The following is a 23,791-nucleotide window of genomic DNA, read 5'->3' as shown; positions in this document are numbered from 1 at the left end:
TTTAGCGCTAGAATTCTGGTGAAAACCACGGTTTCGTTCCGGCTACTCAAGCAGCGGGAACTGAGACCAAAACTCCTAGCCTCTGGGCCTACGTTGTTTTTGCGAACAATATGGCGCTTGGGCCGTGGCGAAGTCAGCCACCAGGGTGCAGAGCGGAAACGTTCGCATCTCCCGACTTTGGAAGGTGTTATGGTGCCGCAACTCATTGATGCTTATGAGCGCAAGTTCTATTACTTGCGCCTGTCGATCACCGACGTGTGTAACTTTCGTTGCACCTACTGTTTGCCGGACGGCTATCGCCCGAACGGCAGCCCGAAAACATTCTTGTCGCTCGATGAGATCCGACGCGTCAGCCGCGCCTTCGCCGAACTGGGTACCGAAAAGGTGCGCCTGACCGGCGGTGAGCCTTCGCTGCGTCGCGATTTTACCGAGATCATCGCCGCCGTGCGTGAAAACCCGGCCATCCGCCAGCTCGCCGTGACCACCAACGGTTACCGCATGGCGCGCGACGTCGCAAGCTGGCGTGACGCCGGCCTGACGGCGGTCAACGTCAGCGTCGACAGCCTGGATCCCCGCCAATTTCATGCCATTACCGGGCAGGACAAGTTCCGCCAGGTGATGGACGGCATCGACGCCGCCTTTACCGCAGGCTTCAGCAAGGTCAAAGTCAACGCAGTGTTGATGCGTGACGTGAACCATCAGCAGCTGGGCGCCTTCCTTAACTGGATCAAAGACCGCCCGATTCAACTGCGCTTTATCGAACTGATGGAAACCGGCGAGGGGGGCGATTTGTTTCGCAAACACCACGTGTCCGGCGAAGTGATCCGTGTGCAACTGGAACAGCAGGGCTGGCAGCGCCAGCCGCGCGGCCGCAGCGACGGCCCGGCGCAGGTGTTCAGCCACCCGGATTACCAGGGCGAAGTGGGGTTAATCATGCCTTATGAGAAAGATTTCTGCGCCAGTTGCAACCGGCTGCGGGTCTCGGCTATCGGCAATTTACACCTGTGCCTGTTCGGTGAGCAGGGCATTGGCCTGCGCGATCTGCTGACCGGTGACCAGCAGCTTGATGAACTGAAGGAGCGCATCCAGGGCGGGTTGTTGAGTAAAAAACAGACTCACTTCCTGCACCAGGGCAACAGTGGCATCACGCAGAACCTGTCGTTTATCGGCGGGTAACTTTTTCCAATTGCACGGGAGCAAGCAATGAGTCATGCCAGCAGTGAATTCGTTCCGGCACATATCGCTATCTTGACCGTTTCGGACACTCGCGGTGAAGCGGAAGACACCTCGGGCCAGTATCTGCAGGAAGCGGCACTTGAAGCCGGGCATCAGGTGGTGGATCGCGCCATCGTCAAAGACGACAAATATCAGATCCGCGCATGCGTTTCTGCCTGGATCGCCGATGAAACGGTGCAGGCGGTGCTGATTACCGGCGGCACCGGCTTTACCGCCAGGGACTATACCCCGGAAGCGCTACTGCCGCTGTTCGATCGTGAAGTGGAAGGGTTCGGCGAACTGTTCCGCATGGTGTCTTATGAAGAGATTGGCACCGCCACTGTCCAGTCGCGCGCGCTGGCCGGTATGGCCAACCAGACGGTCATTTTCGCCATGCCGGGGTCGACCCGCGCCTGCCGCACCGCCTGGGAACGCATTATTGAAGAGCAGTTGGACGCGCGCCATCGCCCGTGCAACTTCCAGCCACATCTGAAGAAATAACAATTATGACGCAGCTAACCCATATTAACGCCGCGGGCGAAGCCCATATGGTCGACGTTTCCGCCAAAGCCGAGACGGTGCGTGAGGCGCGAGCGGAGGCTTTCGTCGAGATGTTGCCGACCACGCTGGCGATGATTATCGATGGCAGCCACCACAAGGGCGACGTGTTCGCCACGGCACGCATTGCCGGTATTCAGGCGGCGAAACGCACCTGGGAGCTGATCCCGCTGTGCCATCCGTTGATGCTGAGCAAGGTCGAAGTGCAGTTGGAAGCGCAGCCGGAACACAGCCGGGTGCGCATTGAAACCTGTTGCCGACTGACCGGTAAGACCGGCGTCGAAATGGAAGCCTTAACTGCCGCTTCCGTGGCCGCGTTGACCATTTACGACATGTGTAAAGCGGTACAGAAAGATATGGTGATAGGGCCGGTGCGGCTGCTGGCGAAAAGCGGCGGCAAATCCGGTGATTTTAAGGTGGAGCTATGATTAATATTCTGTTTTTTGCCCAGGTACGCGAACTGGTCGGTACCGGTGACTTGTCGATGCCGGCGGATTATCCGACGGTAGAAGCGCTGCGCAAGGCGCTGTGCGCCCGTGGCGATCGCTGGGCATTGGCATTGGAGTCCGGCAAGCTGCTGACTGCGGTGAACCAGTCGCTGGTGGCCGCCGAACATCCACTGCGTGCCGGTGATGAAGTCGCTTTCTTTCCACCGGTAACCGGAGGTTAATGGTGGAAAATACCCGTATCCGCGTAGGTGAAGCGCCGTTCAACGTGGGCGACGAATATCAGTGGTTGGCGCAGTGCGACGATGATGGCGCAGTGGTCACCTTCACCGGCAAGGTACGCAACCACAATCTGGGCGATAACGTCAGTGCACTGACGCTGGAACACTACCCGGGCATGACCGAAAAAGCGCTGGCGGAGATCCTGGACGAAGCCCGTAGCCGTTGGCCCTTGCAGCGTGCGACGGTGATCCACCGCGTGGGCGAATTGTTTCCCGGTGATGAGATCGTGTTCGTTGGCGTGACCAGTGCGCACCGCAGCATGGCGTTTGAGGCCACCGAGTTCATCATGGATTACCTGAAAACCCGCGCACCGTTCTGGAAGCGCGAAGCCGTCGGGCAAGGCGACCGTTGGGTCGATGCTCGCGACAGCGATCGCCAGGCAGCGGAACGCTGGCATAAAGCGGATAAATAAAGGGTAAACCGCAGAAATATATCAATACCTTTGCAACTTCCAGCTTAGGTTTTCTGTGGTACGCTTATAACAGGCCGAGTCCTTTGGATACCCTATGAATTTCAAGTTACAGCTAGGCACCCAGCTCGCTCATCCCAGGCGCTTACTTAAGTAAGTAACTGGGGGGAGCGAGTGCAGGTAACAACGCTGTAGCTTGAAAGGCGACGGGTAATGGGGGTTCGAAATCTTGTTTCATACGCAAAAGGTAACCGTCATGGACCGATATCCACGCTCTAATGGTTCAATCGTCGAACGTGCCAACAGCGGCATTCAAGCTTATATGGCGCAGGTTTATGGCTGGATGACCTGCGGTATGCTGTTGACGGCGTTTGTTTCCTGGTACGCGGCTAACACGCCCGCGATCCTTAACTTTATCTTCTCCAGCCAGATCACCTTCTTCGGCCTGATTATCGCGCAGTTGGGTCTGGTGTTCGTGATTTCCGGCATGGTCAATCGTCTCAGTGGCACGGTCGCCACCTCGCTGTTTATGCTGTATTCGGCGCTGACCGGGCTGACGCTTTCCAGCATTTTCATCGCTTATACCTACAGCTCGATCGCCAGCACCTTCGTGGTAACCGCCGGTATGTTCGGCGCGATGAGCCTGTACGGCTACACCACCAAGCGCGACCTGAGCGGTTTCGGCAGCATGCTGTTTATGGCGCTGATCGGTATCGTGCTGGCTTCGCTGGTCAATATCTGGCTGAAAAGCACGGCGTTGATGTGGGCGATTACCTATATCGGGGTGGTGGTGTTTGTTGGCCTGACGGCGTACGACACTCAGAAACTGAAAGCCATGGGCGAGCAGTTGAACGCCGATGACAAAGACAGCTTCCGCAAATACGCCATTGTGGGCGCGCTGACGCTGTACCTTGATTTCATCAACCTGTTCCTGATGTTGCTGCGCATTTTCGGCAACCGCCGCTAAATCCGTCGTCTTTCAAGCTGCAGCGTTGTTGACTGCTTACAAGGCCCATCCGTGGGCCTTGCCCCTTTGGGGCCGCTGCAAGCAGCGTTCAAATCTGTTCCCGACAGATTTGTCGCATACCCCAGTTACTTACTTAAGTAAGCTCCTGGGGATACACGAGCTGGTCGCCTAGCCGCAGCATGAAATCCATAGGATTTCCAGTGAATAGAAAGACTCTGAGATCTCTATCGCAGAGTCTTTTTTTTATGCAATCTTGCGGCGGAACATGGCGTAGGCGGCGCTGCCGGTGGTGGCGGTGATTGCCAGTAGCGGCCACAGGCTGTGCCAGATGATGCCGAAACTGGCATCCTTCAAATAGATCTGTTTGGTGATATCGGTGAAGTGGCGGATGGGGTTAACCCAGGTCAGGTTTTGCAGCCACACCGGCATATTTTCCACCGGCGAGACATAGCCGGAAAGCAGGATCGCCGGCATCATAAACACGAACACGCCGATAAACGCCTGTTGCTGGGTGGCGCACAGCGACGAAATCAACAGACCGAATCCCACCAGCGATAGCCCGTAAATCAACATGGTGCCGTAGAACAACAACAGCGAACCGGCGAACGGGATCTGATAAATAAAGATGCCGATCAGCAACACGATGCTGGCCTGGAAGGTGGCGACGATCAGCGCCGGTACCGCTTTGCCGATAAAAATCTGCCAGGTGGTCAACGGTGACACCAGTAGCTGTTCCAGCGTACCCTGTTCGCGCTCGCGTGCCACCGACAGTGAGGTGACAATCAGCACGCCGATGGTGGTGATCATGGCAATCAGCGACGGCACCACGAACCACTTGTAATCCAGATTCGGGTTATACCAGTTACGCACCACCAGCTCGCTGTTGTTGGGCTTGGCGCGACCGCCGATCAACTCATTCTGATAGTCCTGCACAATCTGCTGCACATAGTTGGCAGCGATCTGTGCGCTGTTGGAGTTACGTCCATCGAGCAACAACTGCAGCGGGGCCGTATTGCCGCTGGCGATATCCCGTGAAAATTGTGCCGGGAAACGGATCAGCAGCAGGGCCTTTTGGTTATCGATGGTGGCTTGTATTTCCTGCGGGCTGCGCAACAGCAACACATGCGAGAAGGCCTTGGCTTTGGCGAAGCGCTGGGTCAGCTCGACCGAGGCATGACCGCTGTCTTCGCTGTACACCGCGATGGTGGCATTGGTCACCTCCAGCGTGGCGGCAAAGGGAAACAGCAGCACCTGCAAAATAACCGGCAAAATCAGGATGGCGCGGGTCTGCGGATCACGCAGCAACGATTGCATTTCCTTAATGATTAACGTCCAGAGACGGTGAAACATCTTAATTCCCCTTAATCCAGCCGCCGCTGGGTTTTCCAGGCCGTCAGGCCGATAAACACCACCGCTGAAGCGATCAGGAACAGCAGGTTAATCATCAACACTGTGCCGACGTTGCCCGCCAGGAACAGCGTTTGCAGCGTGCTGACGAAGTAACGCGCCGGAATGATGTAGGTTACGGCGCGGACGATGGCCGGCATGCTGTCGATCTGGAAAATAAAGCCGGACAGCATGATCGAAGGCAGAAAGGCGGCGTTCAGCGCCACCATGGCCGCGTTGAACTGGTTGCGGGTAATGGTGGAAATCAGCAACCCCATGCCGAGCGTGCTGGCGAGAAACAGGCTGCTGATGACGAACAAAATCAGCAGCGAACCGCGATAGGGCACCCCAAGCACCCAGACCGAAACCACCATGCACAGCACCATGGCGATCATGCCGAGGAAGTAGTAGGGCACCAGTTTGGACAGCAGCAGTTCGGCCCGCGTCACCTGCGTAGAAAGCAGCGCTTCCATGGTGCCGCGCTCCCATTCGCGGGCGATCACCAGCGAGGTGAGGATAGCGCCGATCACCGTCATGATAATGGTGATGGCGCCGGGAATGATGTAATGCCGGCTGATGGCCGCCGGGTTAAACCAGTAACGCATCTGCACGTCGATTAACGGCTTTTCTTCGCGCCCGCGGTCGGTGGCGCGCTGCTGTTGCCAGATTTGCCACACCCCCTGGGTATAGCCCTGAACAAAGTTGGCGGTGTTGGGTTCGCTGCCGTCGGTAATAATTTGCAGGGGAGCGCTGTCGTGCGGCCGCGCCATGCGTTGGGCAAAATCATTGGGGATCACCACCAGCCCGCGGATGCGCCCGGCTTGCATCAGTTGGATCAGCTGTTGGCGGTTGTCGCTGATGGTTGGCTCGATATAAGGCGAGCCGGTAAAAGCATTGGCCAGATCGCGCGCTTCCTCGCTTTGTTGTTCCATCAGGATCCCCAGCCGCAGCTTGCTGGAGTCCAGGTTGATGCCGTAGCCGAAAATAAACAGCAGCATCAGCGGAATGACGAAAGCGATCAGCCCGCTGCTCGGATCGCGCAGAATCTGCCGCGTCTCTTTCAGGCACAGCGCGCGCAGCCGCCGCCAGGAGAAACCGCTGTCGTCGCTGAGGGCCGTTTCGCTATTCATGCCTTTTCCTCCTGATCATACCCCTGCACCAGCTCGATAAACGCCTGCTCCATCGACGGATTAGGGTTCTCGCTGCTGGCCACCTGGTGTTTGAGATCGTCCGGGGTCCCGGCGGCGATGATTTTGCCGCGATACACCAGCCCGATGCGGTCGCAATATTCCGCCTCGTCCATAAAGTGGGTGGTGACCATCACGGTGACGCCCTTGTCCACCATGCCGTTGATGTGCAGCCAGAATTCACGCCGGGTCAGGGGATCGACCCCGGAGGTCGGTTCATCGAGAAACAGGATATCCGGTTCGTGCATCAGCGCGCAGGCCAGCGCCAACCGCTGTTTGAAGCCGAGCGGCAGCGAATCTGGCGTCTGGTTGATGATGGGATCGAAGTTGAAGGCGCGGGACATCTCACCGATTTTGTCGCGCTGCGCCTTGCCGCTCAGGCCGTAAACGCCGGAGAAGAATTTCAGGTTTTGCGCCACCGTCAGGTTGCCGTACAGCGAGAATTTCTGCGCCATATAGCCTAAATGCTGGCGCGCCTTGCCGGAGCTGGTTTTCAGATCCATCCCCAGCACCAGCGCCTTGCCTTCGGTGGGCACCAGCAGCCCGCACATCATTTTAAAGGTGGTGGATTTCCCGGCGCCGTTGGGGCCCAGCAGGCCGAAAATCTCACCGCGCTGCACTTTGAAATCGACGTGGTCGGTGGCGGCAAAGTCGCCGAATTTCTTCGTCAGCCCTTGCGCTTCGATCACGGTTTCAGTGCTTTCCCCTTCGACGGTCGGCATGATCTCCGCCAGCGCCGATTGGCTGTTCGGCCCGCCGCCGAGCAGATCGATAAACGCATCCTCAAAACGTGGTTCCGCTTCGCTCAGTTCGGCATCCGGCAGATCCAGCGCCTGCAATACCTGGCGGTGATCTTCGCCTTCTTTCAGGATCAGGCGCAGGTATTTGCCCTGGATCACGCCGTCGGTGACCGCAGGCAGGCAGATCGCCCGTTGCAGCAAGGCGCGGTGGCTGCCTGCGGGCGGGGCGATCAGCACCGTGCGCCCGGCCATGCGTTGGGTGAGATCTTTCGGTGCGCCGCTGAACAGCAACTCGCCTTCATTGAGCAGCAGCACTTCGCGACACTGTTCTGCTTCGTCCAGATAGGAGGTGCTCCACAGGATCAGCATGCCATCGTTGGCCAGTTCATGCACCATGCGCCACAGTTCGCGGCGCGAAATCGGATCGACGCCGACCCCCGGCTCATCCAGCAGCAGCACCTGCGGCTGCCCGACCAGCGTACAGGCCAGCCCGAGCTTCTGCTTCATGCCGCCGGACAGTTTGCCCGCCAGTCGGGTGGTGAAGCGGGTGAGATCGGTAAATGTCAGCAACCGATCAAACGTCTGTTTACGTAGATCGCCAGTGACGCCACGTAGATCCGCGTACAGCGTCAAGTTCTCCATCACCGTCAGATCTTCGTACAGGCCAAACTTTTGCGGCATGTAGCCGAGGATCGCGTGCAACTGGCGATCCTGAGCGATCGGATCCAGCCCGGCGACGCGCAATGTGCCGCTGCTGGGTTTGAGCAAGCCGGCCAGCATGCGCAGCAGGGTAGTTTTACCGGCGCCGTCCGGGCCAACCAGCCCGGTAACCGCACCGCTGGTCAGCCGGGTGGTCAGGCTGGCGACCGCCGGTTTGGGCAGCGACGGGAAACGTTTCTCCAGCGCTTCCAGCTCAATCACCTGTTCCATCACCGTCCCCTCAAGGTTGGGCAAAACGAACGGTGACCGGCATCCCCTGGCGCAGCGCGTCATCGGCGTCGGTGACGATCACCCGCAACCGGTACACCAGATCGGTGCGCAGGTCCGGGGTTTCGACGCTTTTCGGCGTGAATTCAGCGGTCGGCGAGACAAAGCCGATTTTGCCGTGATACGGCTTGCCCGGTCGGCTGTCGGTATAAATTTCCAGTTCGGTGCCCGGCGTCGCTTTACCCAGGTTGGCTTCATTTACGTAGGCGCGTACCCAGACCGGGCGGGTCAGCGACAGGGTAAACACCGTGCCCCCGGCGCTGAGCATGGTGCCCGGCTCGACCGCCCGTGTCAGCACGGTGCCGGCCGACGGGGAAACCAGCGTGGTGTCGTGTAAATTAAGCTGTGCCTGCGCCAGCGCGGCTTCGCTTTGCGCCAGGTTAGCTTTGGCTTCTTCGATTTCCTGCGGGCGGTTGCCGCTCAGGTATTGCGACAGTTTGTCTTTTGACGCCTGCAGATTGGCTTGCGCCTGGTTACGTGCGGTGCGGGCATCTTCCAGCGCGTCGGCAGAGGTGGCGTTTTTCGCCCACAGTCCCTGTTGACGTTTCAGGTAGCTGTCGGCATAGCTAAACGCCGACAGACGCTGCGCCATTTCCGACCGTACCTGGGCGATTTCTTCGGCCCGATAACCGGCCAGCAGCAGTGCCAGCTTGGCTTTGGCACTGCCGACGTTAGCCTGCGCCTGTTGCAGCGCATTGAGATACGGCGCCTCGTCCAGCTTGCCGAGCACCTGCCCCGGCTGAAGCGCATCGCCTTCATCCACCGTCAGCGACGCCAGCCGCCCATCGACGCGGAAGCCCAAATTCACCGTGCGGATATCCACGTTGCCGTACAGCGTCAGCGGTTTCTCCTGCTGCTGCTGGTAATACCAAACCCCGTAAACGGCCGCGGCGATCAGCACAATAACCGCCACAATGAGGGCACTGCGTTTCTTGTTCATAACACTCCCTGCCTGAATTTATGCGCCATAGCGTTGGCGCAGCCCATTAACCAGAATCTCGATATGTTCAGCCAGCACCTCACTGATTTGTTCCGCCTCGACTGCACCGATCTGCTGCCAGCCGGCCTGGCGGCGAACGGTTTCCCGCGCCACACGAAACGACAACACCTCGCCGATCAGCGCATGGGTGTGCAGCACTATTTTGGTCGACTGCGGATCGATGCCGGTGTAGGCCGCCAGCAGGCGGCAAAGTTTGTCATGCAGCGGCGCCACCACCTGCTGGTGGATCAGCGGATAGGCATCGGTGGGGGAAAGCTGCTCGCGCGACATGATTTTGCTCAGGTTCAGCGTCTGCGGTTGTGTCATCAGATCGCTGAACGCCAACAGGCCACGTTTCAGGTGGTCGAGGTAGTGCTCCGGCAGACGCTCGCCGGCCGGCAACTGCCAGAAGAGATCGATCTCGTCGGCCAACGGGCGAAACGCCAGCTGGATAAAATCGGCAATCCACTGTGCGACGGCCAGATAAAGGCCTTCTTTGGAATTGAAATAGTAGGTGATGGCGGCGATGTTGTGCCCAGCGCGCTGGGCGATATCGCGGGTGGTCGCCCCCTGAATGCCATATTCGCCAAACATTTCGATGGCGGCGGCGATCAGCTGTTGTCGTGCCTGCTCACCCCGTGCCCGGCTGGCGGTCTGATTATTTGGCATTGATGGCGTTCACTAAAGTTAATCAATCATATGATTAACTTTATGCCAGGTTGGATAAAATGCAACCAGAAGCCCGCATTTATTTAAGGTTATTTTTTCGGACTAGGCTGAATTCTCGGCATATTGTGCTTTGAGTCAGTAAAATTGCGTTTTCTTGTTCGAGTTCTGCTACAATCGCCCGCTTGGTGCACTGCAGTTTGTGCCAATCCCTCGTGGTCATGCTTAATGTCCCGTCTGATAATCCTCCCAGGAAACTGCACCGAACACTGTTAGGTTAGGGGGGATCTGGAGTTTTTCTCTTTATGTCATTTGAAACCCTCGGCTTAAGTGCTGAAATTCTGCGCGCTGTTGAAGAACAGGGCTATCGCGAACCTACGCCAATTCAGCGCCAGGCTATCCCTGTCGTATTGGAAGGTCGTGACCTGATGGCCAGCGCCCAGACCGGTACCGGTAAAACCGCTGGCTTTACCCTGCCGCTGCTACAGCTGCTGAGTAAGCATGACCATGCGGTCAAAGGTCGCCGTCCGGTACGTGCGCTGATCCTGACGCCAACCCGTGAACTGGCTGCGCAAATCGGCGAAAACGTCGAATCCTACAGCAAATACCTGCGCCTGCGTTCGCTGGTGGTATTTGGTGGCGTGAGCATCAACCCGCAGATGATGAAACTGCGCGGCGGTGTCGACGTGCTGGTGGCCACACCGGGTCGCCTGCTGGATCTGGAACACCAACGCGCGGTTGACCTGTCCAAAATTGAAATTCTGGTGCTGGACGAAGCGGACCGCATGCTGGATATGGGCTTTATCCATGATATCCGCCGCGTGCTGGCCAAGCTGCCTGCCAAGCGTCAGAACCTGCTGTTCTCCGCGACCTTCTCCGACGACATCAAGGGGCTGGCCAACAAACTGTTGCACAACCCGGCATCGGTTGAAGTGGCGCGTCGCAACACCGCGTCCGAGCAGATCGAACAAAGCGTGCACTTCGTTGACAAGAAGCGTAAGCGGGAACTGCTGTCCCAGATGATCGGCGAAGGCGACTGGAAGCAAGTATTGGTGTTTAACCGCACCAAGCACGGCGCTAACCACCTGGCCGAACAGCTGAACAAAGACGGCATCACTGCCGCAGCGATCCACGGCAATAAAAGCCAGGGCGCCCGTACCCGTGCGCTGGCCGATTTTAAAGACGGCAAAATTCGCGTATTGGTTGCTACCGACATCGCGGCACGTGGTCTGGATATCGACCAGTTGCCACACGTGGTGAACTACGAACTGCCTAATGTACCGGAAGACTACGTACACCGTATCGGCCGTACTGGCCGTGCAGAACGTACCGGTGAGGCGATCTCGCTGGTGTGCGTGGATGAACACAAGCTGCTGCGTGATATCGAACGCCTGCTGAAACGTGAGATCCCACGTATTGCTCTGCCAGGTTACGAGCCGGATCCAAGCATCAAGGCGGAGCCGATCATCAACGGCCGTCAGGGTGGTGGACGTGGTGCGCCGCGCGGCAACGGCGGTGGTCAACGCGCCGGTAACGGTGGCGGCCAGCGCAGTGGCAACGGCGGCCAGCGTGAAAACCGCAGTGGCGGCAGTGCCCGTCCGCAGGGTGATGGCAAACCGCGTTCAGGTGCGCCAGCGCGCCGTCCGCGCAGCCGCCCGGCTGAGTAAATTGCTCTGTTGTCAGCTGCTAATAGGCCACCTTTAAGGTGGCCTTTTTTATAGGCAAAAATCAGCGCATCTCAAGCTCCGGCACGACCGACATCCCGACTCGCAGCCTTGCCAGCTCCGGCTGATTCGGTTCAAGCACAATCTTCACCGGCAGGCGTTGCACCACTTTGGTGTAGTTGCCGGTGGCGTTATCGGCGCTGATGGCGGCAAAGGTGGCGCCGGTGGCGGGTGCGATGCTATCGACATGGCCCCGTAGCGTTACGTCGGGCAGCGCATCCACGCTGATCGACACCGGCTGGCCGGCAGAGACATTGGCCAGCTGGGTTTCCAGGAAGTTGGCGACGATATAGCTTTGCTGGAGCGGCACCACCGCCAGCAGGCGCGTACCTGCAGACACCCAGGCTCCCTGGCGTACGGCACGTTGGCCAACCGTACCGGCAATGGGCGCGACAATCTGGGTATAGGAAAGATTCAGTCGTGCCTGATCAACGCTGGCCTGTGAGGCGGCAATATCAGCTTCGGCCTGTTTCCTGCTGGCCTGCAATACCCCGACTTCTTTGCGCGCAGAGACCACGCCAGCCTGGTTTTGCTTCAGCTGCGCCGCGGCGGTTTGCATCGCGGAGGCGGACTTTTGCTGTTCATCAGCGGTTGCGGTGCCGGTTTTTAGCAGCCGGCGATAGCGATCGGCATTCTGCCCTGCGTAATTGAGCGTCGCCTGGCTGGCGCTGACACCGGCTTCCTGCTGGGCGATATTGGCCTGTTGTTGATCAAGCTGCGCCTGAATACTGGCCAGTTTGGCCTGGCTAATTTGCAGATTGGCTTCCGCCGTTTCCAGCGCGACGCGATAATCCCGATCGTCGATCGTGGCCAGGACTTCGCCGGGTTTGACCTGCTGGTTATCGCTCACGTTGACGCTGCGGATATAGCCGGAAACCTTGGGGGCCACCAGCGTGTAATCGGCTATCACCACCGCGTCGTCGGTACGAAAATGGTGGCGGTTAAGCGACGCGCGGATAAAGAAAGCGATCGCCAACAGGATAACCAGCAGCAGCGCCAGAATTAAGGTTCGTTTTGCAGGGGTGAAGCTCATGGTAATGATCCTGATGTTTTTGGAGCGGGAGGTAAAAGTGTTTGTGGCGGGTAGACGCGCGGCGGCAAACTGACGGTCAGCAGCACCAGCAATAGTGCACAACCAATAATTAGCAAATAGGCGTCACTGATACTGAGGATCTCCGCCTGATGTTTCACCAGCATCGAAAAATGCCTGAGATTTTCCGCAGAACTGACCGAGCCATCCGGCAACAATGGCAGGGTGCTACTGACTTGATCCGAGGAGCCTGCTGTCATTAACCACGGGCGATTGCCTAACTGATCAACCAGTGTCTGAGAGTGAAACTTCTCGCGATGGCTAATAAAATTCTCGACCAGGCAGCCTGCGGCAATGGTAGAAAAACCGCGAACACTGTTAAACATTGCCGAAGCGAAGGGGCCCTCCGGCGGCATGACGACGCTAGTGGCTCCCATCAAAACCGGCAAAATTATCATCGGCTGCCCAAATGTCTGCAAACTCTGGATCAACCAGAAGTTTTGCCGTGCCCAATCGTCAGTCAGCTGTGTGCCGAGCAGGCAGGAACAAATCATCAGCGCGGCGCCGGCAGTTAGTATCCAGCGGGAGTCAACCCAGCGAAAGTTCAACAGGGTGGCGATCAAAGGTGCGACCACCAACTGTGGCAGACCGATGGCCAGTGCCAAGGGGGCAAATTGCGCGGTACGAAACCCCTCTATCTGCGAGAAATAAAGCGAAGGCAGCATCGAACCTGATTGCGACAACATCAACACGCCCGCTAGCGTCAACAGACCGTGAGTGAAATTCTTTCGCCGCAACATTTGCAGTTTGAACAGCGGTAGCGGATGAAACCACTCGTTAATCAAAAACGTCACCAATAGCGCGAGGGAAGCCGGCAACATCAGGCTTATCAGCGGCGAATTGAACCAGTCGAGCCGCTCCCCCTGAGTCAGCGAGAGGATCAGCAGTGCAATGCCGCTGCAACCGGTCAGCATGCCGAACAGATCCATCTGGCGCAAACGCTCCAGGCGTAACGGATCCTGTGGCAATCCCCAACCAATCAGTAAAAAAGCGCCCAGACACAATGGGACCGATTGCCAAAAAATAAACTGCCAGCCCAGATTATCGGTCCACAGCGCAGCCAGCGGCGCTGCAACGTTGGGGCCAAAGGTGGCCGTGAGTGCGTAGGCGGCCAATCCGTAGAGTTTGATGCCCGGCGGCAGAAAGCGCAGCGCCACCGTCATCAGCAGCGGTGGCAGCGCGCCGCCAAACAGCCCTTGAACGACCCGCAGTGCAATAAACAGCGAGGGGTCAGAAATCAAGGGCTGGAGTACGCCGACCGCAGTAAAACCGCCAATCATCACCAAAGCAAAACGGCGCAGCGAGAAGGTCACGGCAAACCAGGGGGCAACCATCATCGCCGCGACCTCCGCCGCTTGGTAGGACGAGGTGATCCAACTGCCCTCGTCGTAACCCATGCCGATAGCCGCGCGAATATCTGCCAGCGCCAGATCGCTTAGCCGGTCATTCAGCCCTGAAGTCAGAGCGGCAATCAGTACCCCCACCAAGCCCAATGCCAGGCGCAGAGTGAAGGGATGCGGCGTGGGGGCAGCCGCAGGCTGACCATTCATAATATAACTCCAGAGATAAAACACGATGCACTGTATTGCATTGCGGTACAGCATGCGCATACTACATGGCGGTTCACTGTATTGCAATGTGGTGCGCTGTCCCGGTCGGAAGAAAAAGTGATACAGTGCGAGCCAAAAGCAAGGAAAGGGAAACTCTATGTCTGAACCCTCTACGATTTGTGATGATGAAAGGGCCGGTGGGATCCAGGTGATTACCCGAGCGGCGAAAATTCTCGACGCGCTGGGCGAAAAACCCAATGGCATGAGCCTGGGGGAAATCGCACAGGCGGTGGATTTGCCGCGTTCTACCGTGCAGCGCATTGTCAATGCGCTGGATTCTGTTCAGCTGGTGCGCGGTGGCGTCGGTGGTGTGCGGTTAGGGCCATCGTTGCTGCGCTTGATTGCTCGCGTACATACTGAGGTGGTCGCTATTGCCGAGCCTTGGTTGCAGGCGTTGAGTGATGCCACTGGCGAAACGGTCTCGCTGGCGCGCGCCAGTGGTTTGCAGTTGGCGATAGTGCATTACATTGTGGCTGATCGTGAGCTGCGGGTGGTGCCGCGTATTGGCATGAACTTGCCCCTATACAGTACTTCCGGCGGACGGGCGTTGTTGGCGTTAGACAGCGACGATGCTGCCCGAGAATTGCTGGGTGAAGCCTATATGGCGGTTACCGACCTGACCATACGTGACTTTCCTGCGTTGTTGGAACACTTAACGGAAATACGCCGCACCGGCCTGGCCTACGATCGGGAGGAAACTCTGGAAGGCATTTCGATGATAGCGGTGGCTATCGACACCATTCTGGGGCGTTTTTCCATCAGCCTGTTAGTGCCAAGCACCCGTTTTACAAAGAATGAAGCTCGTTATCGTGAGGAGATCCTTAAGTGCAAAGAGGCAGTGCTTGATGAGATTGGTAAAGTGGCTTCACGAGATTAAAGGGATAAAACGATGAAAACGCTGTTGGTTGCGGTTGATAATTCCGCCAATGCTTATAAGCTCATTTCGCTGGCTGCCGAACAAGCACTGGCTCAACAAGCTGCGGTATTAGTACTGTGCTGCGTGGATTTCAGTTATTCCATCGCAGAGCCTGATGAAATTGAAGCGGGTGAAGATCCGGCGGATTTTGGTTACGCGCAGGATGAACAACATACCGCCGAGGCGGTAGTACACCAGGCGCTGAGCGCACTGAAGGATGCCGGTGTCAGCGCTCGCGGACGAGTGGTGGCCGGTGAGCCGGCGGAAACCATCGTGGCGCTGGCTAAAGAGCTGAATGCCGCAATGATCATCATGGGCCGTCGGCATCTTTCACCCTTTAACCGTTTGTTGCGAGGCTCGCACAGTGCTTCGGTAATAGAAAACGCCGACTGCCCGGTGCTGATCGACGTTCGCGCCGATTGATAGCCTCTGCTTCCCGGAGCCGAAGATGAAACTGAAGTGTGCAATTCTTGATGATTATCAGCAGGTGGCGCTGGGTATGGCGGACTGGTCGGCTATCGCCGATCGGGTCGAGGTATTCGCCATCAGCCAACATTTTACCGATGAAGCGGAATTGGCGGTGCACCTGCAGGATTGCGACATTCTGGTGATCATGCGCGAGCGCACGCCGATGACTGCCTCGCTGCTGGTGCGTCTGCCTAAGTTGAAGCTGGTGGTCACCTCGGGGATGCGTAATGCGTCTATCGATTTGGTCGCGGCGACGCAGCGTGGCGTTGTGGTCTGCGGCACCGCCAGCGGCTCGGCCGCACCGATGGAGCTGACCTGGGCGTTGTTGCTTGGGCTGGCGAAGCATATCGTGCCGGAAAATACCGGGTTGCGTAATAACGGCCCGTGGCAGCAGGCGCTGGGCGTGACGATGCAGGGGAAAACGCTGGGCCTGTTGGGCTTGGGCAAGATTGGCAGCCAAATGGCGGTGGTGGCGCAGGCATTTGGCATGCGTGTGGTGGCCTGGAGCCAAAACCTGACGGCGGAAAAAGCCGCGCAGCAGGGCGTGATCCTGGCGGAGTCAAAGCAGGCGCTGTTCGAACAGAGCGACTTTGTTTCCGTTCATCTGGTGCTGAGCGAGCGCAGCCGCGGGTTGGTCGGGCAGCAGGAGTTGCAGGCCATGAAAAATACCGCTTATCTGATCAATACCTCACGTGCGGCGATTGTCGACCGCGCCGCGTTAATCGACGCATTGCAGAACCAGCGGATTGCCGGTGCCGGGCTGGACGTGTTCGACGTCGAACCGCTGCCGATCGACGATATCTTCCGTCGCCTGCCCAACGTGCTGGCGACGCCGCACCTGGGCTATGTGGCCGATGACAACTACGGCATTTACTTCCGCGAGGCTGTTGAGGACATCGTGGCGTTTCTCGCCGACGAACCGATACGCCGTTTGAACTAAGCGGCTTTTATTCCCCTGGATGCTTGTCTGATGCGGGTATTCGCCCGTATCATTGCGCGTCTTTTTTAGCAGGGGTGATCATGCGCGTATTATTGGCTCCGATGGAGGGCGTTCTCGATTCTTTGGTGCGTGAGCTACTCACCGAAGTGAACGACTACGACCTGTGCATCACCGAATTCCTGCGCGTGGTCGATCAACTGCTGCCCGCCAAGTCTTTCTACCGCCTGTGCCCCGAACTGCATCATGCCAGCCGCACGCCGTCCGGCACGCTGGTGCGCATCCAACTGTTGGGCCAATATCCGCAGTGGCTGGCGGAAAACGCCGCCCGCGCGGTGGAACTGGGCTCTTACGGAGTCGATCTCAACTGTGGTTGCCCGTCCAAACTGGTCAACGGCAGCGGCGGCGGGGCGACCCTGCTGAAAGATCCGGAGCTGATTTACCAGGGGGCCAAGGCGATGCGTGCGGCGGTGCCGGAGCATCTGCCGGTAACGGTAAAGGTCCGATTGGGTTGGGACAGCGACAGCCGCAGCTTCGAAATTGCCGATGCGGTCCAGCAGGCGGGGGCGACCGAACTGGCGGTACATGGCCGCACCAAAGAGGACGGCTATAAGGCGGAGCGCATTAACTGGGCAGCGATTGGCGAGATCCGTCAACGCCTGACCATACCGGTGATTGCCAACGGCGAAATCTGGGACTGGCAAAGTGCGCAAGATTGCCTGCAAACCACCGGCTGCGACGCGGTGATGCTGGGGCGTGGCGCGCTTAATGTGCCGAACCTGAGCCGGGTAGTGAAGTATAACGAACCCCGCATGCCGTGGCCGCAGGTGGTGCAGTTACTGCAAAAATACGTTCATCTGGAAAAGCAGGGCGATACCGGCCTTTATCATGTGGCGCGTATAAAACAGTGGCTGGGTTATTTACGTAAGGAATATGACCAGGCGACCGAGCTGTTCGGCGAAGTGCGCACCCTGAACAATTCAAAAGATATCGCCCGGGTGATTTGCCGCTCGGAATAGTTTCCCCCCGTCAACCCAGCCTTCATCGATACCCGGCGCAGGGGCGCTGCATGCTGCGCCCACTCAGCGTTTCAGTTGTCCAGATCAATCGAAAAATAACGCATCAACGCTTCACGGCGTTCCTGTTCAGAGTGCAGCGTCGACTCCCGACGGTGGTGATCTTCGGTGATAATCAGCTTGTTTTCGCTGATCGTCACCCGGCCATCTTCTGTCGCATGGGAGCACACCAGTTTTTGGGTGAAATGCGACTGCGGCGAGGTGCTGTGGTATTCGCACATGCCGGCAAAATCGTTGAGCTCGCGTTTTTGCAGGGTGAAACGGTACAGGGTTTTGGCGTGCGAGCGGTTGTCGCCGTTGCGGCGTTCCAGATAATAGATTTCGCCTTCCTGCTCCAGATGGAAGGTGCCGCTGGTTTGCGGCTGCTGCTCGGTGGTGGTGATCTTTAATGGCGTCAGGAACGAATCGCCAAACCCCACGTCCACCAGATAAGGTTGATCCAGCTCCACCATCAGCGCCATATGATCGAACGGCGCACCGAAGCTGCCGTCGCGCGCGCGGATCTCGCCGGAAATAAAATGCACGCTAAAACCGATGTCTTTCAGTAGCAGGGCAAACAGCCGATTCAGCTCATAGCAAAAGCCGCCGCGGTTGCGTTCGACAATTTTATTGAACAGCGCCTGTTCCTCCAGATGAATGCCCTGGTGATAAATAATACTCAGGTTCTCAAAGGGAACGTTCAGCATATGGCCGCGATGTAATTGTTGCAGCGTCAGGAGGTCAGGTTGGGGGATGCCTGCGAATCCAATATGTTGCAGGTAGCGTTGTCTATCCACGGTTTGTCTCGCAGCAAAAAATTTGATTATAAAATAGTTGGATTTTTCACAGTCGTGAGGGCAATTAGTGCTGCGTCAGAACGCCGGGGGTTTACCTGCCGCCTGTAGCAGCAAATTTACCCAACGGCGGGTGGTGGTGCTAACGAAGGCGCTGTCTGCCCAGCACAGGCGATAGTGATAGGCCGAGGGCAATTGTCGGCTTTCGTCAAACACCCGAACCAGCTTGCCGGCGGTCAGAGCATCCTGCGCGACCGCCAGGCTGCCGAGCACCACGCCATTGCCTTCTATCGCTTCCTGCAGCGCATGGCCGACGCTGTTGAAGGTGAGAATGCCGCGCGGTGCGGTGGCATCTTCGCCAAAGGCGGCGAACCAGTCTTGCCAACCGGCGACGCCCAGCTTCTGCCCCTCTTTCCACGGCGAGTGAATCAACTGCAACAACGCCAAATCGGCGGCGGTCAGCAGGTCAGGATGCGCAGCGAGAAAGGCCGGGCTTGCCAAGGGGGCGAAGGCATCGGCGAGGAGTTTGCGCGAGTGCGGCGGTGGGTTGGCCGTCGGGCTATAGCGGATGGCGATGTCGGCTTCGCCACTGGCCAGATCGCGCAGGCTTTCGTTGGCATCCAGCACCAGCGAAACATCGGGATCGGCACGGCGCAATGTGGGCAGGCGTGCCGCCAACCAATGGCTAGCGATCCCCAGGGTGCAGGTCAGTTTCAGCGTCTGCTGTTGTTCCGGTCTGGCGCGGTCGCTGGCTTTTTGCAACAGCGTCAGCGCCCGGGTGACGTCAGTCGCCAAGCGTTTTCCTGTCTCGTTAAGTGCGACCGCATTGCCCTTGCGGTGAAATAGCTCCACGCCCAGTTCGTTCTCCAGATGGCGTATCTGGCGGCTGACCGCCCCCAGCGTCACGTTCAACTCTTCCGCTGCCTCGGTAAAACTGGCGCAGCGCGCCGCGACCTCGAAGGTGTGCAAGGCTTTCAGCGACGGCAGGCGAGGTTGAGCGTTCAGCTTGAGTTTCATTCAACCATATTGCCAATCTATCGATGTTCCACAAGTGATTTTTTGCTTACTTTTGAGGCGAAAATCTGACGGGAGTATCGAGTGGACATTGTGATGGGGCTGACTGCCGCACTGTGCTGGGGCGGAACGGATTTTTTGATTGGCATCAATGCCCGATCGGTGGGGGTGCGCAGGGCGGTATTTTTTTCTCAGACGATCGGGTTTGTGATTTTTACCGTGCTGCTGCTGGCCACGGCGGTACCTGGGTTTGAGGCTTCCGCTCTCGTTTGGGGTCTGGCGTTGTTGGCCGCCTGCCTGACGGTGTGCGGCACCCTTGCGCTGTCGCAGGCCTTCGCTATCGGCAAGGCGGCGATGGTGGCGCCATTGGTCACCAGCTATGGGGCGGTCACAACGTTGTTGTCATGGCTTGGCGGCGAACGTCTGAGCGCGCTGACGTTGGCAGGGCTGACGGTGTGTCTGTCAGGGGTCATGCTGACCGCCGTGAGCCCGGGTCGTCAGCCGGACCGATCGCGGTCGGGCTTGCCGGCAATGGCGTTCGCGCTGATAGCCGCATTTTGTTATGGCGCCGGTTTCTGGCTGCAAGGCCAATACACGCTGCCGGTTCTGGGGGCGAGCGTGAGCCTGTGGCTCGGGTATACGGTGGGGCTGATGTCCCTGTTAACGCTCAATACTGACCGGCGGGCACTGATGGCTCGGCCCACTTGGCGGCAGAGCGGCCTGTTGCTGCTGGCCAGTCTGTTGAGCCTGGGGGGCTTTAGCGCATTTGCCGTGGGGGTCGGTGGCGGGTCATTGGCGATTGTGACGGTGCTCAGTACCCTGTCTGGGGGCATTGCCGCGCTGCTGGGGGCTCTGTTGTTGCGCGAACGGCTCTCTGCCTTGCAGTGGTCAGGGGTGTTGACGGTATTGGCAGGCGCCGTGGTACTGCATTTTAAAGCGAGCTAGTTCACCGCCTTATTCAAGCGGCATTCAATCTAACCCCGAATGCCGCTCTCGTCTGCTATTCACTGCTGAAACGAGTTGGTTGATAGCTCGCGGGGATTTCATTGTTTTTACCGCCAGGGTGCCGGAAGCTATTTCGCCAGTATTGCCCGTGGCCGGGTTTTCACCCCACATGCTGGGTGCGCCTGAGGTAAGTTAATGGATTTAAAGAACGCAGGTGCATTTGCAACACCGCGCCACGGCGGAAGAAGTAATTCAGCAGCGTCAGCGACAACAGCTCTGTCAGCAGGGTGCTGTAGGCGGCGCCCATCATGCCGTACTGGCGGATCAGGCAGTACGACAGCGGGATGTTGATAATAAATACCAGGAACATCTTCTTCGACAGGAAGCCGTAACCGGAGAAAATCACAATGTATTTGTAGGCTACGGTGCCCAGAGCGGAAAGCAGCGTTGAAATCGCCAAGACGCCCATGGCCGGATAAGCCGCCAAATATTGTTCCCCGTACAGCAGCACGATGACCGGTTTGCCGAGCAAAACGATACCGACCACGATCGCGGCGGCGATGGCCAGCACCAGCCCATTCAGTTTGGCGGCGGTACGCACCGCATCATCACGGTGATAGGCAAATATTTTGGCGAAGAATGAGGTGATCACCGCGTCGGTAACGAACATCCAGGCGGTCGCCAGAGTGATGGCGACGGAGTAGATGCCCAGCGCTTGCGCAGAGACGAACCACATCAGGAACAACTGCGCCAGCCGGGTATAAATGGCGATAGAAACATTGGATACCGCCAACGGCAGGCCGCTGGCAAGCAGGTAGCGCACATATTTGCGTCGCACACGCTTGGGCGCGACAAAACGCGGATGGCGACGATGATAGATATGGTGGCGAATCAGATAGGGGATCAGGTAAACCATCACGATCGGGATCGCCAGGAAATACAGGTGCAGATCAAGATAAACAATCAGATAACGCACCAGCAGCGCACTGCCCAGACCGGCCACGTTGGCCAGCGTATTGAAGCGGGATTCCAACCGGGCATCATGGTAAATGGTGAACACGTCTCTGAGCGAGAAGAAGCCGGCGACAAAGGTGGCGGCGCAAAAATAGAAGGTAATGAAATCCTCACGTAGCCCGGTGTAAATCAATATTGCCGCAGAGAACAACACAAAGCAGCCCTGGCGCAGCCGGTTGGTGGAAAACATCAGGGCGGTTCCAGAGCCTGGGTTACGGCTAATCCGCTTGAACAGGACGGTATCGGAGCCCAGCAGCGCCAGGGTCTGGGTAATGGCAAAAATAGCGGTGGCGAAGGTGATTTTGCCGAAGCTTTCAGGCCCAATATATTTCGCCATATAGGCAGTAATGAAAATAACCCCCAGAATAGACACCATTTTCTCTGATATCATCCAAAAAGCATTTCTCACGATATTGATATCTATAAATTTTAATTTCATTGGTACTTTCCCTGTAGCCTCTTATAATAGGAATTGTCCGATTATTCCCTTACCCTCTGTAAGGAATACCCCATTAGGTTTTATAATTGAGATGTCATAACCGGAATGTGAGAAGCATTTCTACCTATGCTATGTTCATGGAAGAAAGAGAAGAATGAGAAAACTCGCAAAACGACTCTATCGGGCCGCTCCCGATTTTATCTATTATCAAGTCAGCCATTACCTTGCCCATGGCTCTTTTGTTAACTTCAAAAACCCGAAGAAATTTTCAGAAAGGATATACCAGCGAATGCGCTATCCTATGTGTAATTTCAGTAGGTTAGCGGATAAGGTGGCGGTCAGGGAGTATATCTCCCAACGGGTGTCGGAAAAATACCTAACCCCTATCATTATGACGACGCATCATTTTACCGAGCAGGATTACCTCGCCTTGCCTCAATCATTTGTTATCAAGACAAATAATGCTTCGCAGCAGGTCAAGATAGTCAAAGATAAAGGTAATGTCGCCTACCAGGATATTACGAAGATTCTTAGTGAATGGTCCGAAATAACCTATTGGAAAAGGTACCGTGAAAAACACTACGCCAATATTCCGCAGGAAATTATCGTTGAAGAACTGCTGGATATTGAATGCGGTGGTGAATTGATTGATTACAAGGTCCATGTATTTAACGGCGAACAGTCTTATTTGTTCGTTGAGTTATTGCGTGGCGGGCCTGAGCCGACTTCGCTGGAGTTTTTGGACGAATATGCGCACCATTGCTTTTTTAGCCAGGCGGACATTCCGCAGATCAATACCCTGGATGAGAAGCCGGTGTTTTGGGATGAAATGATTCAGGTAGCGAAAGCCGTTTCGGCGGATCTGGACTATTGTCGCGTCGATTTTTATCTCACCCGCGATCAAATCTACATTGGTGAACTGACGCTCACGCCCGGCGCCGGCAATGAAGTTTATCTGCCGCGTGCCACCAACCTGTTGCTGGGCGAGCTGATGTCCAAAGCCGGGTAGCGGCGGCGGGGCTTATTGTCCGCCATCCACTGGCGTGATGCGCTGCAGCCACGCCAGAAACTCCGCCGCTTTGGGTTTGTCCAGCGTGCGTTGCGGATAAACCACGTAATAAGGCTTACTGAGCGGTAGCGCGGGTTCTGCCAGCGGCACCAGGGTTCCCTTGGCCAGTTCGCGCTGGATCAGTTGCCGTTGGCCGAGCAAAACACCCTGGCCTTCAACCGCGGCGTCAATCGCCAGCGAAGTCAGATTATAAGTCAGGCCGCGCCGCTGCGGCGGCGGTAATCCGGCGGCGCTGAACCACTCATGCCAGCCCGGCAGGAACTGGCTTTCCTTACCCCAATCCACATGGATCAGCGGCTGTTGGGTCCAGTCGCCGATCGTCTGCAATGGCGGGCGGCAAACCGGCTGCACGCAATCTTGAAATAACCGCACCTTTTCCAATAACGGGTAGCCCTGATCGCCAAAGCACAGGGCAAAATCCGCCGTTGAGCTGGCGAAATCCACTTTGGCGTGGGTGGCGTGCAGACGGATATCCATGTTGGGATGCTGACTTAGCCAGTCGCCGATCGCCGGATTCAGCCATTTCGACGCCAGCGCCGGCAAGGCGAAGATCGTCAGCGTCTCCTTGCCCCGTTGGCGATCAACATGCTGTTGCGCCACGCGCAGCGTCTCAAAAGCCTGCTGCACGTAGGCCAGATAGTCAGCCCCCTGTTCGGTCAGCGTCACGCCGCTTTTAGCGCGGATAAACAGCACGATGCCCAGATGTTGTTCGAGCTGGCGGATCTGTTGGCTGACGGCGGCGGCGGTCAGCGCCAGGCTGTCTGCCGCTCTGGCCAGGCTACCGGTGCGGGCGGCGGTTTCAAACGCCAAAATGGCGCTCAGTTTGGGCAGGCGGCTGCGGGAAGGTGCGTTCATGGGGGTTATCGCTAAGAATTGGTTAGCTCATCCTTAACG

Annotated in this window: 24 protein-coding genes and 1 riboswitch; of the genes, 13 read left to right on the top strand and 11 right to left on the bottom strand. The window is 57.4% G+C overall.

Annotated elements, in window-relative coordinates; all coding sequences use genetic code 11:
- Positions 1 to 60: 60 nt before the first annotated feature.
- A riboswitch (molybdenum cofactor riboswitch) is annotated at positions 61 to 203 on the top strand.
- The 6 genes from moaA (at position 190) to ACGS9J_RS10725 (ending at position 3,877) form a co-directional block, all read left to right on the top strand.
- Positions 190 to 1,176, top strand: coding sequence for a GTP 3',8-cyclase MoaA (moaA, locus tag ACGS9J_RS10750; protein WP_442230905.1), 987 nt, complete (start codon positions 190 to 192; stop codon positions 1,174 to 1,176). Its footprint overlaps the riboswitch before it by 14 nt.
- Before the next feature lie 27 nt (positions 1,177 to 1,203).
- Positions 1,204 to 1,716, top strand: coding sequence for a molybdenum cofactor biosynthesis protein B (moaB, locus tag ACGS9J_RS10745; RefSeq protein WP_442230904.1), 513 nt, complete (start codon positions 1,204 to 1,206; stop codon positions 1,714 to 1,716).
- A gap of 5 nt (positions 1,717 to 1,721) precedes the next feature.
- Positions 1,722 to 2,201: a cyclic pyranopterin monophosphate synthase MoaC gene (moaC, locus tag ACGS9J_RS10740; protein ID WP_126481028.1), complete on the top strand. Its 480-nt coding sequence runs from the start codon at positions 1,722 to 1,724 to the stop codon at positions 2,199 to 2,201.
- Positions 2,198 to 2,443: a molybdopterin synthase sulfur carrier subunit gene (moaD, locus tag ACGS9J_RS10735; protein ID WP_017891981.1), complete on the top strand. Its 246-nt coding sequence runs from the start codon at positions 2,198 to 2,200 to the stop codon at positions 2,441 to 2,443. The genes moaC and moaD overlap by 4 nt, the downstream gene beginning before the upstream one ends.
- 2 nt (positions 2,444 to 2,445) lie before the next feature.
- A complete protein-coding gene (moaE, locus tag ACGS9J_RS10730; protein ID WP_442230947.1) occupies positions 2,446 to 2,913 on the top strand; it encodes a molybdopterin synthase catalytic subunit MoaE in 468 nt (155 codons plus the stop codon).
- A gap of 253 nt (positions 2,914 to 3,166) precedes the next feature.
- Positions 3,167 to 3,877 (top strand): Bax inhibitor-1/YccA family protein, encoded by a 711-nt coding sequence (locus ACGS9J_RS10725; RefSeq protein ID WP_020825728.1) that lies wholly within the window; start codon positions 3,167 to 3,169, stop codon positions 3,875 to 3,877.
- 243 nt (positions 3,878 to 4,120) lie between these two features.
- On the opposite strand, the gene ACGS9J_RS10720 is transcribed toward ACGS9J_RS10725, so the two are convergent.
- The 5 genes from ACGS9J_RS10720 to cecR are packed head-to-tail and all read right to left on the bottom strand — an operon-like array spanning position 4,121 to position 9,825.
- Positions 4,121 to 5,227, bottom strand: a complete 1,107-nt coding sequence (locus tag ACGS9J_RS10720) for an ABC transporter permease (RefSeq protein ID WP_442230903.1) — start codon at positions 5,225 to 5,227, stop codon at positions 4,121 to 4,123.
- Between the two features lie 11 nt (positions 5,228 to 5,238).
- On the bottom strand, positions 5,239 to 6,393 hold the full coding sequence (locus ACGS9J_RS10715) for an ABC transporter permease (protein WP_442230902.1): 1,155 nt from the start codon (positions 6,391 to 6,393) through the stop codon (positions 5,239 to 5,241).
- Positions 6,390 to 8,120 (bottom strand): ATP-binding cassette domain-containing protein, encoded by a 1,731-nt coding sequence (locus ACGS9J_RS10710; RefSeq protein WP_442230901.1) that lies wholly within the window; start codon positions 8,118 to 8,120, stop codon positions 6,390 to 6,392. The genes ACGS9J_RS10715 and ACGS9J_RS10710 overlap by 4 nt, the downstream gene beginning before the upstream one ends.
- A 10-nt stretch (positions 8,121 to 8,130) precedes the next feature.
- Positions 8,131 to 9,117, bottom strand: a complete 987-nt coding sequence (gene hlyD, locus ACGS9J_RS10705; protein WP_442230900.1) for a secretion protein HlyD — start codon at positions 9,115 to 9,117, stop codon at positions 8,131 to 8,133.
- 18 nt (positions 9,118 to 9,135) lie between these two features.
- Entirely contained in the window at positions 9,136 to 9,825 is a 690-nt protein-coding gene (gene cecR, locus ACGS9J_RS10700; RefSeq protein WP_442230899.1) for a transcriptional regulator CecR, read from the bottom strand.
- 302 nt (positions 9,826 to 10,127) lie between these two features.
- Here cecR and rhlE point away from each other — a divergent pair, with 302 nt between their 5' ends.
- Positions 10,128 to 11,489 (top strand): ATP-dependent RNA helicase RhlE, encoded by a 1,362-nt coding sequence (gene rhlE / locus ACGS9J_RS10695; RefSeq protein ID WP_442230898.1) that lies wholly within the window; start codon positions 10,128 to 10,130, stop codon positions 11,487 to 11,489.
- A gap of 61 nt (positions 11,490 to 11,550) precedes the next feature.
- Here rhlE and ACGS9J_RS10690 read toward each other — a convergent pair whose 3' ends face one another.
- Positions 11,551 to 12,579 (bottom strand): HlyD family secretion protein, encoded by a 1,029-nt coding sequence (locus ACGS9J_RS10690; protein ID WP_442230897.1) that lies wholly within the window; start codon positions 12,577 to 12,579, stop codon positions 11,551 to 11,553.
- Positions 12,576 to 14,186, bottom strand: a complete 1,611-nt coding sequence (locus tag ACGS9J_RS10685; RefSeq protein WP_442230896.1) for an MFS transporter — start codon at positions 14,184 to 14,186, stop codon at positions 12,576 to 12,578. Before ACGS9J_RS10685 ends, ACGS9J_RS10690 begins: the two co-directional genes overlap by 4 nt.
- A 157-nt stretch (positions 14,187 to 14,343) precedes the next feature.
- Between ACGS9J_RS10685 and ACGS9J_RS10680 the strand changes: the two genes are divergently transcribed.
- From ACGS9J_RS10680 to dusC, 4 genes are all read left to right on the top strand, one after another.
- Complete coding sequence (locus tag ACGS9J_RS10680) at positions 14,344 to 15,123, top strand: IclR family transcriptional regulator (protein WP_442230895.1); 780 nt, start codon at positions 14,344 to 14,346, stop codon at positions 15,121 to 15,123.
- Positions 15,124 to 15,135: 12 nt separating this feature from the next.
- On the top strand, positions 15,136 to 15,585 hold the full coding sequence (locus tag ACGS9J_RS10675) for a universal stress protein (protein WP_442230894.1): 450 nt from the start codon (positions 15,136 to 15,138) through the stop codon (positions 15,583 to 15,585).
- A gap of 25 nt (positions 15,586 to 15,610) precedes the next feature.
- The gene (locus tag ACGS9J_RS10670; RefSeq protein ID WP_442230893.1) at positions 15,611 to 16,570 is read left to right on the top strand and encodes a D-2-hydroxyacid dehydrogenase family protein; all 960 of its coding nucleotides are present in this window, start codon (positions 15,611 to 15,613) and stop codon (positions 16,568 to 16,570) included.
- A gap of 80 nt (positions 16,571 to 16,650) precedes the next feature.
- Positions 16,651 to 17,586, top strand: coding sequence for a tRNA dihydrouridine(16) synthase DusC (dusC, locus tag ACGS9J_RS10665; RefSeq protein ID WP_442230892.1), 936 nt, complete (start codon positions 16,651 to 16,653; stop codon positions 17,584 to 17,586).
- A gap of 71 nt (positions 17,587 to 17,657) precedes the next feature.
- On the opposite strand, the gene ACGS9J_RS10660 is transcribed toward dusC, so the two are convergent.
- Together ACGS9J_RS10660 and ACGS9J_RS10655 are read right to left on the bottom strand one after the other, a co-directional pair.
- Entirely contained in the window at positions 17,658 to 18,419 is a 762-nt protein-coding gene (locus ACGS9J_RS10660) for an arylamine N-acetyltransferase family protein (protein ID WP_442230891.1), read from the bottom strand.
- 75 nt (positions 18,420 to 18,494) lie between these two features.
- Positions 18,495 to 19,433 (bottom strand): LysR substrate-binding domain-containing protein, encoded by a 939-nt coding sequence (locus ACGS9J_RS10655; protein WP_442230890.1) that lies wholly within the window; start codon positions 19,431 to 19,433, stop codon positions 18,495 to 18,497.
- Between the two features lie 81 nt (positions 19,434 to 19,514).
- Between ACGS9J_RS10655 and ACGS9J_RS10650 the strand changes: the two genes are divergently transcribed.
- On the top strand, positions 19,515 to 20,375 hold the full coding sequence (locus tag ACGS9J_RS10650; protein ID WP_442230889.1) for an EamA family transporter: 861 nt from the start codon (positions 19,515 to 19,517) through the stop codon (positions 20,373 to 20,375).
- 160 nt (positions 20,376 to 20,535) lie between these two features.
- Here ACGS9J_RS10650 and ACGS9J_RS10645 read toward each other — a convergent pair whose 3' ends face one another.
- On the bottom strand, positions 20,536 to 21,828 hold the full coding sequence (locus tag ACGS9J_RS10645) for a flippase (RefSeq protein ID WP_442230888.1): 1,293 nt from the start codon (positions 21,826 to 21,828) through the stop codon (positions 20,536 to 20,538).
- A 154-nt stretch (positions 21,829 to 21,982) separates the two neighbouring features.
- Between ACGS9J_RS10645 and ACGS9J_RS10640 the strand changes: the two genes are divergently transcribed.
- Positions 21,983 to 22,837, top strand: a complete 855-nt coding sequence (locus ACGS9J_RS10640) for an ATP-grasp fold amidoligase family protein (RefSeq protein WP_442230887.1) — start codon at positions 21,983 to 21,985, stop codon at positions 22,835 to 22,837.
- A gap of 12 nt (positions 22,838 to 22,849) precedes the next feature.
- Here ACGS9J_RS10640 and ACGS9J_RS10635 read toward each other — a convergent pair whose 3' ends face one another.
- Positions 22,850 to 23,752 (bottom strand): LysR substrate-binding domain-containing protein, encoded by a 903-nt coding sequence (locus ACGS9J_RS10635; protein WP_442230886.1) that lies wholly within the window; start codon positions 23,750 to 23,752, stop codon positions 22,850 to 22,852.
- Positions 23,753 to 23,791 lie beyond the last annotated feature (39 nt).

This window comes from Serratia quinivorans (genome assembly GCF_052113645.1).
GTDB classification, from domain to species: Bacteria; Pseudomonadota; Gammaproteobacteria; order Enterobacterales; family Enterobacteriaceae; genus Serratia; species Serratia quinivorans_B.
Note: the sequence above shows the minus strand (reverse complement) of the source record. Positions and strands in the feature narration are given on the sequence as shown.